This window comes from Spectribacter hydrogenoxidans (assembly GCF_031846275.1).
In the GTDB taxonomy this organism is placed as follows: domain Bacteria; phylum Pseudomonadota; class Gammaproteobacteria; order Nevskiales; family Salinisphaeraceae; genus Spectribacter; species Spectribacter hydrogenoxidans.
Map to the genome: position 1 here is coordinate 91,897 of NZ_JAVRIB010000004.1, position 13,762 is coordinate 105,658.

Sequence of the window (13,762 nt, forward strand, 5' to 3'; positions counted from 1 at the left end):
TGCCGAGCTTAATCCGCTAGTGGGCGCTTGGGTGTCGACGTCCGCTGGCGTGTCTGCCAGGCCGGTGGCTCGTGGACCGGGACGTCCGTCGGGGCCAGCGGCGGCCGCCCCAGAATCGCGTCGGCTGCCTTTTCGGCCAGCATGATGGTGGGCGCGTTGATGTTGCCGCAGGTCAGGCGCGGCATGATCGAGGAATCCACCACCCGCAGATTGCCGATGCCGTGCACGCGGCAGGCCGGATCGACCACGGCCAGGTCATCGGTGCCCATGCGACAGGTGCTGCAGGGGTGATAGGCGGTTTCCGCATGCTCGGCCACCCAGGCGTCGATCTCGTCGTCGGTGGTAACCGCCGGTCCCGGTGACAGCTCCTCGCCCCGATAGTCGTCCAGGGCGGGCTGGGCGAAGATTTCCCGCGTCAGGCGCAGGCCGGTGCGGAACGCCTCGCGGTCGGCGTCCTCCTGCAGGTAGTTGAAGGTCAGCACCGGCGCACTTTGCGGGTCCGTGGGCCGAAGGCGGACGTGGCCGCGGCTGTCCGGCTTGTTCGGCCCCAGGTGGGCCTGGAAGCCGTGACCGGGCGCGGCGCTGGAACCGTCGTAGGCGATGGCGCCGGGCAGGAAGTGGAACTGGATGTCCGGGTAGCGCAGACCCGCCCGGCTGCGGATGTAGCCGTTGGCCTCGAACTGGTTACTGGCGCCAAGGCCGTCGCGGCGTAACAGCCAGCGGGCCCCGATGCCGAGCTTGCTGAGCGCGCCGAGGCGGCCATTCAGGCTGATCGGCCGCCGGCAGGTGTGCTGCACCCAGATTTCCAGATGATCCTGCAGATTGGCGCCTACGCCGGGCAGGTCGTGGACCACCTCGATGCCGTGCTCGCGCAGGTGGGCCGCCGGGCCGATGCCCGAGAGCATCAGCAGTTTGGGCGAATTGAATGCGCTGGCCGCGAGGATTACCTCCCGCCGGGCCTGCAGCCGATGCGAGCGGCCGCCGCGTCGGTAGACCAGGCCGGTGGCGCGATGGCCATCCAGCAGGATTCGCTCGGCCAGGGCGTGCCGGATGACCTGCAGATTGGGCCGTCGCCGGGCCGGTTCGAGATAGGCGCGGGCGGTAGAGCAGCGCTCGCCGTCGCGCACCGACATGTCCATGCGCCCGAAGCCCTCCTGGCGGTGGCCGTTGTAATCGGTCGTGTGTCCGTAGCCGGCCTGGGCCCCGGCCTCGATGAAGGCCCGGTAGAGCGGGTTGGCCATGCCGTTGCCGTTGCACACGCCGACCGGCCCGCCGGTGGCCCGGTAGTCATCGGCACCGTACAGGCAGTCCTCCGCGCGCCGGAAATAGGGCAGCACGTGGGCGTAGTCCCAGCCGGTGGCGCCCCGCGCGGCCCAGTCGTCGAAATCCCCGGCGCTGCCGCGCACCCAGGCCATGCCGTTGATCGACGACGAGCCGCCGACCACCTTGCCGCGGGCATGGTGCAGGCGCCGGCCGTTGAGGCCCGGCTCGGGCTCGCTGTACAGCCCCCAGTCGTAGCGCTTCATGCCCATGGGAATGGACAGCGCCGCGGGCATCCGGATCAGCGGGGAGCGGTCGCTGCCGCCGAACTCCAGCAGGCAGACCGAGAAGCGGCCGTCCGCGCTCAGTCGGTCGGCCAGCACGCAGCCGGCCGAGCCGGCGCCGACGATGAGGTAGTCGAAAGTCTGGGTATCGGTCATGAGCGGCGGCGCTTTAGCAAACCGCGACAGGTTAACAATCCGACCATGACAACCAGGCAGCAGAGTTGTGTACACTATTCTCGTGTACACGAAAACAGTGTGAAGTGATGAAGAACATTACGCTGAGTGCGGATAATGCGCTGATCGAGGCGGCCCGGGCGCGTGCCCGCGCCGAGCACACCACCCTCAACGCCGAGTTTCGCCGCTGGCTGGCCGATTACGCCCGACGTGATCAGCAATTGCAGGAAGCCCGGGCGGTGCTGGACGAATTGCGGGGAAAGCTGCGCACCGACGGGCGCAGGTTCACCCGCGAGGAAATGAATGAGCGCTGATTTTCTGGATTCGAACGTGCTGGTCTATTTGTTCGATGACAAGGACCAGCGCAAGCGGGATCGTGCGTCAGCGGTGGTAGACGGGGCGCTGGCCGAAGGGTCCGGCGTAATCAGTTTTCAGGTGGTTCAGGAAACGCTGAATATCATCCTGACCAAACTCGCCACGCCGGCAACGCCGACTGATGCAGGTCGGTTTCTCAACACCGTGCTGGCACCGCTTTGGCATGTCATGCCGTCGCCCGGTCTTTATCGCGACGCGGTCGAATTACAGCCGCGTTACGGCTACAGCTTCTACGACAGCCTGATCATAGCCGCCGCGCGCGAGGCTGGTTGCCGGCGCCTGCTCACCGAGGATATGCAGCACGGCCAGCGGATCGGTGATCTCGTGATCGAAAATCCGTTTTCCGGCACTTGAGTGAATCGCAACACGACCAGCACCGCGGTTCACGCGGCGTCATGAGCGCACATAACGACCGCGGGTCGCCGCTGGAAGAGCTACAAACCCGCGATCGCCACCGCCTGCTCAGTCAGCTACAGAGTGCGCGATCGTCGGACAAGCGCCGGGCGCTGGAAACCGAGGTGGCAGCGAGCGCGGCAAAAACCCGCGACCGCCTGGCGGCTCGGCCGGCCATCGACTTGGTCGCGGAACTCCCGGTATCGACCCGCGCCGAGGAAATTGCGTCGGCGGTGCGTGATCATCAGGTAGTGGTGGTCTGCGGCGCCACCGGTTCCGGCAAGACCACCCAGTTGCCCAAGATCCTGATGCAGGCCGGACTGGGGGCGCGCGGGCTGATCGGCCACACCCAACCGCGCCGCCTGGCGGCCCGCAGCGTGGCCCAGCGCATCGCCGACGAGGTCGCGGTGCCGCTGGGCGGGCTGGTGGGTTTCCAGACGCGGTTCGAGCAGAGCGTGGGCGAGGCTACCCAGGTCAAGCTGATGACCGACGGCATCCTGCTGGCCGAGACCGCGCGGGACCGGTTCCTCAACCGCTACGAGGCCATCGTCATTGACGAGGCCCACGAGCGCACACTCAACGTCGATTTCCTGCTGGGCTACCTCAAGCGGCTGCTGCCGAAACGGCCCGATCTGAAGCTGATCGTCACCTCGGCTACCATCGATCCGGGACGCTTTTCGGCGTTCTTCAATGATGCGCCGGTCATCGATGTCGAGGGTCGAAGCTACCCGGTGACGGTGCGCTACCGCCCGCCGGACGAGGGCACCGATCAGCCCGAAGCCGTGGAGGCCGCGGTGCGCGAACTCTGGCGGGAAGGCCCCGGCGACATCCTGGTGTTCCTGCCCGGCGAGCGCGATATCCGGGACACGGAACGACATCTGGCGAAAGCGCTGGCGGGCTCGAAATTCGCCGGTGCCGAAATCGTGCCGCTTTACGCCCGCCTGACCCGCTCGGCTCAGAATCGCATCTTCGCCTCCAGCAACGGTTTCCGCGTGGTGCTGGCCACCAATGTGGCCGAAACCTCGTTGACCGTGCCGGGCATCCGCTACGTGGTCGACACCGGGCTGGCCCGCATCAGCCGCTATTCCACCGCCGCCAAGGTGCAGCGGCTGCCGATCGAGCCGGTCGCCCGGGCCAGTTGCGACCAGCGGGCCGGCCGCTGCGGGCGGGTGGCGCCGGGCATCTGCATTCGGCTGTTCGCCGAAGACGACTACGACAATCGCCCGGCCTTTACCGACCCGGAAATCCGCCGCACCAATCTGGCCAGCGTGCTGCTGACCATGGCCGATCTGCGGCTGGGGGATATCGAGGACTTTCCCTTCGTCGACCCGCCCGAACGCCGCCATATCCAGGACGGCCGCAACCTGTTGCAGCAACTGGAGGCGCTGACGCGCGGCAAGGATGGGCATAGGATCACGAAGCTGGGTCGGCGACTGGCCCGGCTGCCGCTGGATCCCCGCATCGGCCGCATGCTGCTGGCTGGCCACGATCAGGGGGTGTTGCCGGCCCTGCGGGTGCTGGCCGCGGGGCTGACCATCCAGGATCCGCGCGAGCGCCCGGCCGAGGCCCGGCAGGCGGCGGACGAGGCGCACAAGCCGTTCACCGACAACCGGTCCGATTTCATCGGCCTGCTCCGGGTCTGGGATGCCTTCGCCGCGATCAAGCGAGAACGCTCCGGTAACCAGTTGCGCAAGTGGTGCCGCGAGCATTTCCTCAACTTCATGCGCCTGCGCGAGTGGGAGGACCTGGTCCGCCAGCTGCGCCGCATCGGCAGCGACATCGGCCTGCCCAATCAGCGGCTGGCCACAAAGCTGGCCGACAGCGACTACAACGCCCTGCATTCGGCGCTGCTGGCCGGCCTGCCGGATCACGTCGGGCAGCTCGACGAGCGGGGCGAGTATCTGGGCGCCCGCGGACGGCGCTTCCGCATCTTCCCCGGGTCCGCACTGGCCGGCCGCAACCCCAAGTGGCTGGTGGCCGGCGAACTGATCGAGACCAGCCGGTTGTACGCCCACCACGTGGCAATGGTGGAGCCGGCCTGGATCGAGCAGGCCGCCGCCCACCTGGTGCAGTGCGAGCATTACGAGCCGCACTGGGCCAAGCGGCGCGGGCATGTGGCGGGGCGCGAGCGGGTGAAACTGTTCGGCCTGACCCTGGCCGACGGCCGCAAGGTGGACTACGGCCGCATCGACCGGGCCGCGGCCCGCGAGATATTCATCCGCGACGGGCTGGTCGCCTTTGCCGTGACCGACAATCGCAACCGGTTGCCCGAGTTCCTGGCCCACAACCAGACACTGGTGACCGATATCGCCGATCGCGAGGCCCGCTTTCGCCGTCGCGATCTGCTGGTGGACGAAACCACCCAGGCTGCGTTCTACGACGAAGTGTTGCCGGCCGCGGTCTGCGACCGCAAGTCGCTGATGGCCTGGATCAACGACCATGGCGATGCCGCGCTGCGCTTCGACGAGGACAGCCTGTTGCGCCACGCGGGGCTGGATCTGCCGGCCGACGCGTTTCCCGAGGTGCTGCGTCTGGGCGACGTGCCCATCGGCCTGGTCTACCGCTTCGAGCCGGGGGACCCGGATGACGGTGTCACCGCGCGGCTGCCGCTGCCGATGATCAACCAGTTTCCCGACGAGCGGGCGGACTGGCTGGTGCCGGGTCTGCTGGAGGAGAAGATCCGCGAGTACTTCAAGGCCCTGCCCAAGGCCCAGCGCCGCCAGGTGGTGCCGGTACCGGAATTCGCCCGGGCCGCCGCCGAGCGGCTGGATTTCGCCTCGGGCAGCCTGCGGGATCGGCTGCGCGAGGCGGTTCGGGCCATGACCGGCAGCGCCATTCCAGCGGATGCCTGGCAGGGCTTTTCACCGAGCCGGCATCTGCAGATGCGCTTCGAGGTGATCGACGAGCAGGGCCGGGTGCTGGACAGCGGCCGGGATCTGCATGCCCTGCGCCAGCGGCTGGGTGAGCGGGCGCGCGAGGCGGTCCAGTCCCGCCCGGATCACGGTATCGAACGGCGGGAACTAACCGAATGGCCGGATACCGATCTGCCCGGGTTCGTGGAACTGGATCATGGCGGCGTCACTCTGCGCGCGGTGCCGGCGCTGGTCGACCGGGGCGAGCATGTGGACTTGGTGCTGCTCGATGATCCTGCCGGGGCCGAACGCGAGCACCGCCGCGGCGTGATCCGGCTTCTGCGGCTGGCCGCGCGCAAGCCGGCCAGATTTCTCAAGCGCGAGCTCACCGGTTTCAAGCAGCAGGCGACCCAGCCGCTGCCGCCGTCGCCTGATACCGCGCTGGCCGATAGCGGCATTTTGGCGTCGCTGGATGCCGATCCGGAAGGGCCGTTGTTGGCTGATCTGCTGCAGGCGGTGATCGGAGCGCGGGTGGATGAGGCCCCGCGCGATGCCGCCGGGTTCGAAGTCCTGTCGGAGACGGTGCGCGGCGCGATCATCAGCGATGCGGTGGCGCTCTGGGACCGCCTGTCGCCGGCACTGACGCGTTACGCGCAGTTGCGCCGGCGCCTGTCACGGGGGTTGAGCCTCGATGCCATGCCCTGCGTCGAGGACATGCAGGATCAACTGGCGCACCTGATCCACCTGGGTTTTATCAGCCACATGCCCGATCCGCGCCATCTGGACCGTTACCTGGCCGCCCTGGAACAGCGCCTGGACAAGCTGCGCGAGGCGGGCAGCGGGGCCGATCGTGAGCGCCTGCGCCAGATTAGCCCCTACTGGATTGCCTACAAGCAGCGGGCGGCGCACGCGGCCCGGCGCGGCGAGCGTCCCGACAACCTGATCGACCTGCGCTGGATGATCGAGGAATACCGGGTGCAGGTATTCGCCCAGCCGCTGGGTACGGCGGTCAAGGTATCGCCGAAACGGCTCGACGCGGTTTTGGAAAACTGCTGATCGGCGGTCAGAATGACCATTGATTCCGACCAATGGAGAGTGCCTTGTTCATCGCCATGAACCGATTCCGCGTTGCCCCGGGCCGCGAGGCCGATTTCGAGGAAGTCTGGCGCGCCCGCGACAGCCATCTGGAAGGCGTGCCGGGTTTTCGCGAATTCCAGCTGCTGCGGGGGCCGTCGCACGAGGACCATACCCTGTTCGCCTCGCACTCGATCTGGGAGTCACGCGAGGCGTTCGAGGCCTGGACGAAATCGGAGGCCTTCCGCAAGGCCCACGCCGGGGCGGGTGACACCAAGGGGATGTACCTCGGCCCGCCCCAGTTCGAGGGCTTCGACGTCGTTCTCTGATCGATGACCGACACCGAACCGGTCGGGCGTTACGCGCCGTCGCCCAGCGGCCCGCTGCATGCGGGCTCGCTGCTGGCCGCGGTGGCCAGCTTTGTTCACGCCCGCAGCCGCGGCACCCGCTGGGTGCTGCGCATGGACGATATCGACCGCGACCGGGAAGTGCCGGGCGCGGCCGACGACATCCTGCGCACCCTGGAGGCCTTCGGCCTGACCTGGGACGGCCCGGTGCTCTACCAGAGCCGCCGCCTTGACGCCTATCAGGCGGCCCTTGATCAGCTGCGCGAATCGGGCCGGGTGTTCGATTGTGGCTGCACCCGGCGGGAAGCGCAGACCGGCCCGGCCGGCATCGAAGGGCCGGTGTATCCGGGCACCTGCCGCGACGGGTTGCCGGCCGGGCGGTCGCCGCGTTCGGTTCGGTTTCGCACCACCGAAGGCGATCTGGCATTCCAGGACGGCATTCAGGGTGCGATTGCGCAGAATCCGGCCAAGGACGTCGGCGATTTCGTGGTGCGCCGGGCCGACGGACAGTTCGCCTACCAGCTTGCGGTGGTGGTGGACGATGCCGCCCAGGGCGTGACCGAGGTGGTACGGGGCGCGGACCTGCTGACCTCGACACCAAGACAGATCCTGCTGCAGCAGGCCCTCGGTCTGCCGGTGCCGGATTACTGGCACGTGCCGCTGATCGCCCATGCCGACGGCCGCAAGTTCAGCAAAAGCGAGGGCGCCGCGGCGATCGATCCGTCGCGGCCCGTGCCCGGCCTGCTGGCCGCGCTGGATCGACTGGGCCAGTCACCGCCCGCGGATCTGGCCGCGGCGGATGTCGATACGGTGCTGGCCTGGGCTAAGGCAAACTGGCAGATCAAGAATATCCCGCACCAGCTATCGCCAACCGCCGAGACTGCCCACGCCTCATGAGCATCCGGATCAAACGTGTTTATGCATCTTCCTCGGCCGACGATGGCCGCCGGGTTCTGGTCGACCGCCTGTGGCCGCGCGGCCTGTCCAAGCAGCGGGCCGAACTGGACGAATGGTGCCGTGACGTGGCCCCATCACCCGAACTGCGACGCTGGTTCGGCCACAAGCCCGAGCGGTGGGAGGCCTTCCGCACCGCGTATCGCGACGAACTGGCGGCCATGGATGCGGCTACGCTGTGCCCCCTGGTCGAGGTAGCCCGCGACGACCGATTGACCCTGCTCTACGCCGCCCGGAACGAACAACACAACCATGCGCGGGTGCTCGCGGAATTCCTGGAGGCAAGGCAATGACCGAACCCGATAATGCAGCCGCCCTGGCTGAACGCGTGCGCGAGGCCTGCATCGAGGCGGCGATACAGGGCTACGAGGACGCCGCCATGGCCGGTCTGTGTCATGAAGGTTGCTGGGAGGCGGCGATCAGTGCGATTCGGCGGTTGTCGGTGAAGGCGCTGACGGCGGAAGCCGACGATGGTTGAGCCGGCAACCGTTGACGACCGGCCGCTTGAAAGCGGCCCTACAAGGGCATCCGCTGTAGGGCGCCATTCATGGCGCCTGTCCGGGTCCGGAATAGATCAAACGCAAGCAGTTTAGATCGGGATCGGCGAATCCGGGACAAGCATATCTGCTGCGGATCGGCCGGCACCTACTCGATCCTGCAACCGGCTTCGCGACCGAGGTGGCGACACATACGTTATGCCTGGGCTGCCACCTACCAGCGCTCCTGCCCCCACCGCTCCGGATTGGCCCAGTAGCGGCTGTTTAGCCAATCCGGGACGTCCTTGTAGTCGTGGATGTTGAACCGGTAGAGCCGCCAGTCCCCGAAGCGCCCGGCCCGCTTGAGGCCGTAGCCGATGAGGTCGGCGTTGGTCCAGGCGGCGGTCGGGTTGACGATCAGCCAGAACCGGTGGGTGTAGATGTCACGCAGCCGGCCCAGGGCCTGGGCGGCGGTGCGGGCCGGTCGGCTCTCCACCAGGTCGGCGACGATTCCCAGTTCGAATGCCTGTTCTCCCACGTGGGCATCGTCCATATCACCTGGCGGCAGTATCAGGCAGTTGGCGTCGGGCACCCGTTCACGGATGCGCGACGTCAGTGCCGCGTCGTCCTCGGCGACGAGCAGAATGCGGCGCGGGGGCGGGTCGCCCAGACTGTCGGCGAGGTAGTCGAGCAGGTCGGTCGGCGGCGCGTCGTCAGCCATCCAGCAGCTCGATCCAGTGGCGCACCGGTACCGCGGCAGCGGTGGCCAGATGCAGCTGGCAGCCGATGTTGGCGGTGACGATGACCGCCGGCTGGCCGGCCTGAAGGTTGGTCAGCTTGTCGTCGCGAAGCTGGTTGGCCATCGTCGGTTGCAGGATCGAGTAGGTGCCGGCCGATCCGCAGCAGATATGCTTGTCCCGGATTGGTGTCAGCGTGAATCCCGCGGCCTTGAGTACGCCGGCCACACGGTCCTGCAGCCCGGGCGCATTTTGCAGCGTGCAGGGCGGGTGGTAGGCGACCGGCTGACCGGCACCGAGATGCCGAAATCCCGTCAGGTCCTCGTCTGCCAGGATATCGCCCAGATCACGGACCAGTTCGGTGATCCGCACCGCCTTGTCGGCGTAGTCGGGATCGTTGCGCAGCAGGTGGGCGTACTCCGCCAGCTGTGCGCCGCAGCCACTGGCTGTCACCACGATTGCCTCCGCCCCGGCCTCGATGTATGGCCACCAGGCATCAACGTTGCGCCGGGCGAAGGCCAGGGCCTCGTCACGGGCACTCAGATGCTGGGGGAGGGCACCGCAACAGCCGGCTTCGGAAACACGCACCAGCCGAATGCCCAGGCGGGCTAGTACCCGGGCCGCCGCGGCGTTGGTGCGCGGGGCAGTAGCCGGCTGCACGCAGCCGTCGAGTACCAGCATGGTTCGCGTTGCGCCAGCCGTGTCCGGCCAGTTTCCCGCGGTCTGGCGCGGGGGGATCTTGGCCTTGAGGACGGTGGGCATCAATGGTCGCGCGAGACGGCCGATTGCCAGCAGCAGCGCAAAGCGACGTCGATACGCCATGAACCGCCGCAGCCCCCAGCGCATGAAGCGCTCGGCCGGGCCACGGCGTACCTGCCGATCCACCAGGTCACGGCCGATGTCGGCCAGCCGCCCGTATTCCACCCCGGAGGGGCAGGTGGTTTCGCAGGCCCGGCAGGTGAGGCAGCGATCCAGATGGGTCTGGGTCGCCCGGGTCGGCTCGGCGCCTTCCAGCACCTGCTTGATCAGGTAGATGCGGCCCCTCGGGCTGTCGCGTTCGTCGCCCAGCAGCTGATAGGTGGGACAGGTGGCGGTACAGAAGCCGCAATGGGTGCAGGCGCGCAGGATGCGGTCGGCCTCCTGGCCGTCCGGCGTCGACAGAATGTCTGCAAGAATGGATGTCTGCATGAAGCTAACAGTATCCCGGTTACATCCAGCGATCGCTGGTATGGAAAATCTGTCTGACCGGATCAAATTGCAGCAGCGGTGCAAAGCATATCGTCTCGGTCAGGCCAAGTGCCTGCAACACGGCGGTACATTGGCCGGGATGTCGGTGCGCGCGCGTCCGGATAAGGCTGTCGAGCATGGCCAGCGATGCCGATGCCGCTCTGGCCGAGCGCGATTGCGCCTTTCGGAAATGGCCGTAAACCTGATCGACTTCCCGTTGATACTCCCTGGCATGCTGCTGCGAAAGCTGGCCCTGCTGGTGAACCCGGAAAGCTCCGAGCAGGCAATCGAGCAGGAACAGGCGATCCTGCTGGTAGAAGCGGAACCAGAGGTCGAAGTCCCCCGCGTAGTCGAGTGTCTCATCCAGGCCGCCGACCCGCTCCCATAAGTCGCGTCGCCAGAAGGTGCTTTCCTGCTGGATCCAGTGGCGATCGCCCGCCAGAAACCGACGGCGCGAGCGGTACCGGTGCTCGGGAATGGCGAATGCGCGATTCTCGTCGTCGATCAGACAGGGGCGCCCGGTTACCCAGCTGACCTGCCGGTTCTGGGCAAAGAGCAGATCGAGCAGGCTCAGGGCGCCGGGATGCAGCACGTCATCGGCATTGATCCAGCCCATGACATCACCGGTGGACATCGAAAAGCCGAGTTTGAGACCGGCATACATGCCGATGCCGGGCACCACCCGGTGTTCGGATATCTGATCGGCGTGAGTCTCCAGGATATCCGTCGTGCGGTCGGTTGAACCGGCATCAATGACGATGTGTTCAAGATTCGGGTAGCGCTGGCTGGCGATGGACGCGAGGCAATCCGCCAGGTAGGTCTCGGCGTTGAGCGTCGTGGTCACGAGCGAGATTCGTGTCGCCATGGCTTCGCAGTCTCGTCCGGAAATCTGCCGGCAGGTCGGGTATCAGGGCCGACCGTCTCCCGGCCTCGCATCACAAACCGTCGAACCGAGCCGTCAGAGTTCGGCGTAAAGCCGGCCCGGATTGAGAATGCCGGCCGGATCCATGGATTTCCTGACCCGCCGGTGCAGCTCCAGCATTGCTTCCGGCAGCGGATGAAAGCGGGCATCGCCGTCACCGCGGAACAGGGTAGCGTGGCCACCGGCCCGCTCGGCCGCGGTGCGTATGTCATTGGCGTCCGCGTCGGTGACCAGCCAGCGCTGGGCCCCGCCCCAGTCCAGGGCCCATTGGCCGGGCAGGTCGGCCAGCGGGGCGGCGGGCGGCACCGAAAGCCGCCACAGCCGGTCGGTGTCGGCGGTCAGCGGCGTCTGCAGCTCGCGGATGCGCGTCCAGCGCTCGGGATCATCATCGGCTTCACCGCCGATCGCATCGCAGGCGGCATCCACGGCACGCTCGGCGCCGGACAGGCGCAGATACAACGCACCGGCCTCCCAGTACGCGCCCGACAGTGGCCAGGGTTTGGCGGCCAGCTCGTTCATTCGCCGGATTGCTGCGGTGGCGTCCAGTTGCTGGACGACGGTGATTTCCGCGGCGGGTCGGGGCAACACCTTCAGGCTCACGCTGATCAGCACGCCGAGCGTTCCGTGGGCCCCGGCCATCAGCCGCGACACATCGTAGCCGGCCACGTTCTTCATCACGTCGCCGCCGAAATGCAGCAGTTCGCCCCGGCCGTTGATCACACGGGTGCCCAGCACCAGATCGCGAGCGGCTCCCGCCCAGGGGCGGCGCGGGCCGGACAGCCCGGCGGCGATGGTGCCGCCCAGGGTGGCGTCGGCGCCGAAGTGTGGCGGTTCGAACGGAAGCATCTGGTTGTGTTCCGCCAGCACCGTTTCGAGCTCGGCCAGCCGGGTTCCCGCGCGGGCGGTGATCACCAGTTCGCCGGGCTGATAGTCCACGATGCCGGTCAGCGCGCTGACGTCCAGGAACGCGCCTTCCACCCGATGTCCCAGAAAGGCCTTGGTCCCGCCGCCACGGATGGCCAGCGGCGTGCCGCGGTCGTGGGCGGCGGCAATGCGCTCGCGCAAGGCCGAGATGAGGTCCTCGGTGCCGGTCACAGTCGCTCCAGTTCCGGGTGCGGCAGTTCGCCGTTGTGTACGTGCATGGCGCCGAATTCGGCGCAGCGGTGGAGCGTGGGCACGGCCTTGCCGGGGTTGAGCAGGCCATGCGGGTCGAAGGCCGCCTTGATGGCGTGGAACTGATCCCGTTCGGCGTCGTTGAACTGCAGGCACATGTGGCCGATCTTTTCCACGCCGACGCCGTGTTCGCCGGTGATGGTGCCGCCCACTTCCAGGCACAGCTCTAGGATCTTCCCGCCGTAGGCCTCGGTGCGTTCCAGCTCGCCGGGGTTGTTGGCATCGTAGAGAATCAGCGGATGCAGGTTGCCGTCGCCGGCGTGGAATACGTTGGCCACGCCCTGGCCGTATTCCTCGGACAGGGCGTAGATGCCCTTGAGCACCCGCGCCAGATGCCGGCGCGGGATGGTGCCGTCCATGCAGTAGTAATCAGGGGCGATGCGGCCCATGGCCGGGAAGGCCGCCTTGCGTCCGGACCAGAACAGGGCCCGCTCGGCATCGTCGCGGGATACCCGTACGTCGGTGGCGCCCTCGCGCTCGACCACCGCGGTGACCGCCTCGATGTGTTCCGCCACCTCGGCCTCGGTGCCATCGACCTCGCACAGCAGAATGGCCGCGGCATCGGTGGGATAGCCGGCATGGACGAAATCCTCCACTGCGCGGATGGCGGGACCGTCCATCATCTCCAGACCGGCGGGGATGATGCCGGCGCCGATGATCGCCGCAACCGCCTCGCCGGCCCGCTCGACATCGTCGAAGGCGGCCAGGATCACCCGGGCGGATTCGGGGCTGGGCAGCAGCTTGACGGTGACTTCGACGATCACCCCCAGCATGCCTTCCGAGCCGGTCATCAGCGCCAGGAAATCGTAGCCCGGGGCATCCAGCGCCCGGTTGCCGATGGTCAGCAGTTCGCCATCCACCGTCACCATCTTGAGTTCCAGCAGATTATGCACCGTCAGCCCGTATTTCAGGCAGTGCACGCCGCCGGAGTTCTCCGCCACGTTGCCGCCGATGGAACAGGCGATCTGGGACGAAGGATCGGGTGCGTAGTACAGCCCGTACGGCGCCGCGGTCTCGGAGATGGCGAGGTTGCGTACCCCCGGCTGCAGTCGGGCACAGCGGTTGTCGGCGTCGATGTCCAGAATCCGGTTGAACCGCGCCAGCGACAGCAGCACCCCGTTGTCCAGCGGCAGGGCGCCGCCCGACAGGCCGGTGCCGGCGCCGCGGGCAACGATCGGCACGCGCCTGTCGCTGCACAGGCGCATCACCGACTGTACCTGGTCGACGGTATCCGGCAGCACCACGATCATCGGCAACTGCCGGTAGGCCGAGAGCCCGTCGCACTCGAAGGGGGCCAGATCCTCGGTGCGGTGCAGGACCGACTCGGCGGGCAGGATCGCCTGCAGGTCGCGCACCAGCCCCGACTTGTGATCGGCGATGTCCGATTGAGCAACAGCCATGGCGTCATCTCGTTGCGGCCGGCCGCAGTATTCGCGGCCGGCTTGCGATATCGGCGCTCAGTCTAGCCGTCTGCGGCCCGATCCCGCATCCACACCGCCTCGGTTAGACTGCGC

13 protein-coding genes are annotated in these 13,762 nt (G+C 67.5%); 7 read left to right on the forward strand and 6 right to left on the reverse strand.

What is annotated here, in order from left to right:
• Positions 1-8: 8 nt before the first annotated feature.
• Complete coding sequence (gene betA, locus RM532_RS04945) at positions 9-1,700, reverse strand: choline dehydrogenase (RefSeq protein ID WP_311652057.1); 1,692 nt, start codon at positions 1,698-1,700, stop codon at positions 9-11.
• A 107-nt stretch (positions 1,701-1,807) separates the two neighbouring features.
• Here betA and RM532_RS04950 point away from each other — a divergent pair, with 107 nt between their 5' ends.
• From RM532_RS04950 to RM532_RS04980, 7 genes are read left to right on the forward strand one after another with little or no spacing between them, the layout of a single operon-like run.
• Positions 1,808-2,032: a hypothetical protein gene (locus RM532_RS04950; protein ID WP_311652058.1), complete on the forward strand. Its 225-nt coding sequence runs from the start codon at positions 1,808-1,810 to the stop codon at positions 2,030-2,032.
• Complete coding sequence (locus RM532_RS04955) at positions 2,022-2,447, forward strand: PIN domain-containing protein (protein WP_311652059.1); 426 nt, start codon at positions 2,022-2,024, stop codon at positions 2,445-2,447. The genes RM532_RS04950 and RM532_RS04955 overlap by 11 nt, the downstream gene beginning before the upstream one ends.
• A gap of 41 nt (positions 2,448-2,488) precedes the next feature.
• Positions 2,489-6,394: an ATP-dependent RNA helicase HrpA gene (hrpA, locus tag RM532_RS04960; RefSeq protein WP_311652060.1), complete on the forward strand. Its 3,906-nt coding sequence runs from the start codon at positions 2,489-2,491 to the stop codon at positions 6,392-6,394.
• Positions 6,395-6,438: 44 nt separating this feature from the next.
• Positions 6,439-6,741, forward strand: coding sequence for a heme-degrading protein HmuQ (gene hmuQ, locus RM532_RS04965; RefSeq protein WP_311659560.1), 303 nt, complete (start codon positions 6,439-6,441; stop codon positions 6,739-6,741).
• 3 nt (positions 6,742-6,744) lie between these two features.
• Entirely contained in the window at positions 6,745-7,656 is a 912-nt protein-coding gene (gene gluQRS, locus RM532_RS04970; RefSeq protein ID WP_311652062.1) for a tRNA glutamyl-Q(34) synthetase GluQRS, read from the forward strand.
• Positions 7,653-8,006, forward strand: a complete 354-nt coding sequence (locus RM532_RS04975; protein ID WP_311652063.1) for a DUF488 domain-containing protein — start codon at positions 7,653-7,655, stop codon at positions 8,004-8,006. Before gluQRS ends, RM532_RS04975 begins: the two co-directional genes overlap by 4 nt.
• Positions 8,003-8,191: a hypothetical protein gene (locus RM532_RS04980; RefSeq protein WP_311652064.1), complete on the forward strand. Its 189-nt coding sequence runs from the start codon at positions 8,003-8,005 to the stop codon at positions 8,189-8,191. Before RM532_RS04975 ends, RM532_RS04980 begins: the two co-directional genes overlap by 4 nt.
• A 233-nt stretch (positions 8,192-8,424) precedes the next feature.
• On the opposite strand, the gene RM532_RS04985 is transcribed toward RM532_RS04980, so the two are convergent.
• The 5 genes from RM532_RS04985 to RM532_RS05005 all read right to left on the reverse strand — a co-directional run bounded on the left by RM532_RS04985 (position 8,425) and on the right by RM532_RS05005 (position 13,648).
• On the reverse strand, positions 8,425-8,910 hold the full coding sequence (locus tag RM532_RS04985; protein WP_311652065.1) for a DUF6231 family protein: 486 nt from the start codon (positions 8,908-8,910) through the stop codon (positions 8,425-8,427).
• Positions 8,903-10,114: a glycolate oxidase subunit GlcF gene (gene glcF, locus RM532_RS04990; protein ID WP_311652066.1), complete on the reverse strand. Its 1,212-nt coding sequence runs from the start codon at positions 10,112-10,114 to the stop codon at positions 8,903-8,905. Before glcF ends, RM532_RS04985 begins: the two co-directional genes overlap by 8 nt.
• Before the next feature lie 19 nt (positions 10,115-10,133).
• Positions 10,134-11,018, reverse strand: a complete 885-nt coding sequence (locus RM532_RS04995) for a glycosyltransferase family 2 protein (RefSeq protein WP_311652067.1) — start codon at positions 11,016-11,018, stop codon at positions 10,134-10,136.
• Positions 11,019-11,111: 93 nt separating this feature from the next.
• Positions 11,112-12,170 (reverse strand): glycolate oxidase subunit GlcE, encoded by a 1,059-nt coding sequence (gene glcE, locus RM532_RS05000; RefSeq protein WP_311652068.1) that lies wholly within the window; start codon positions 12,168-12,170, stop codon positions 11,112-11,114.
• Positions 12,167-13,648 (reverse strand): FAD-linked oxidase C-terminal domain-containing protein, encoded by a 1,482-nt coding sequence (locus tag RM532_RS05005; protein WP_311652069.1) that lies wholly within the window; start codon positions 13,646-13,648, stop codon positions 12,167-12,169. Before RM532_RS05005 ends, glcE begins: the two co-directional genes overlap by 4 nt.
• Positions 13,649-13,762: the final 114 nt, after the last annotated feature.

Excerpts from the sequence above, each read along its gene's own strand:
- hrpA (WP_311652060.1), top strand. The coding sequence starts at position 2,489 with ATGAGCGCACATAACGACCGCGGGTCGCCGCTGGAAGAGCTACAAACC.
- gluQRS (WP_311652062.1), top strand. The coding sequence starts at position 6,745 with ATGACCGACACCGAACCGGTCGGGCGTTACGCGCCGTCGCCCAGCGGC.
- RM532_RS05005 (WP_311652069.1), bottom strand. The coding sequence starts at position 13,648 with ATGGCTGTTGCTCAATCGGACATCGCCGATCACAAGTCGGGGCTGGTG.
- RM532_RS04955 (WP_311652059.1), top strand. The coding sequence starts at position 2,022 with ATGAGCGCTGATTTTCTGGATTCGAACGTGCTGGTCTATTTGTTCGAT.
- glcF (WP_311652066.1), bottom strand. The coding sequence starts at position 10,114 with ATGCAGACATCCATTCTTGCAGACATTCTGTCGACGCCGGACGGCCAG.
- RM532_RS04950 (WP_311652058.1), top strand. The coding sequence starts at position 1,808 with ATGAAGAACATTACGCTGAGTGCGGATAATGCGCTGATCGAGGCGGCC.
- RM532_RS04975 (WP_311652063.1), top strand. The coding sequence starts at position 7,653 with ATGAGCATCCGGATCAAACGTGTTTATGCATCTTCCTCGGCCGACGAT.
- RM532_RS04985 (WP_311652065.1), bottom strand. The coding sequence starts at position 8,910 with ATGGCTGACGACGCGCCGCCGACCGACCTGCTCGACTACCTCGCCGAC.
- betA (WP_311652057.1), bottom strand. The coding sequence starts at position 1,700 with ATGACCGATACCCAGACTTTCGACTACCTCATCGTCGGCGCCGGCTCG.
- RM532_RS04980 (WP_311652064.1), top strand. The coding sequence starts at position 8,003 with ATGACCGAACCCGATAATGCAGCCGCCCTGGCTGAACGCGTGCGCGAG.
- RM532_RS04995 (WP_311652067.1), bottom strand. The coding sequence starts at position 11,018 with ATGGCGACACGAATCTCGCTCGTGACCACGACGCTCAACGCCGAGACC.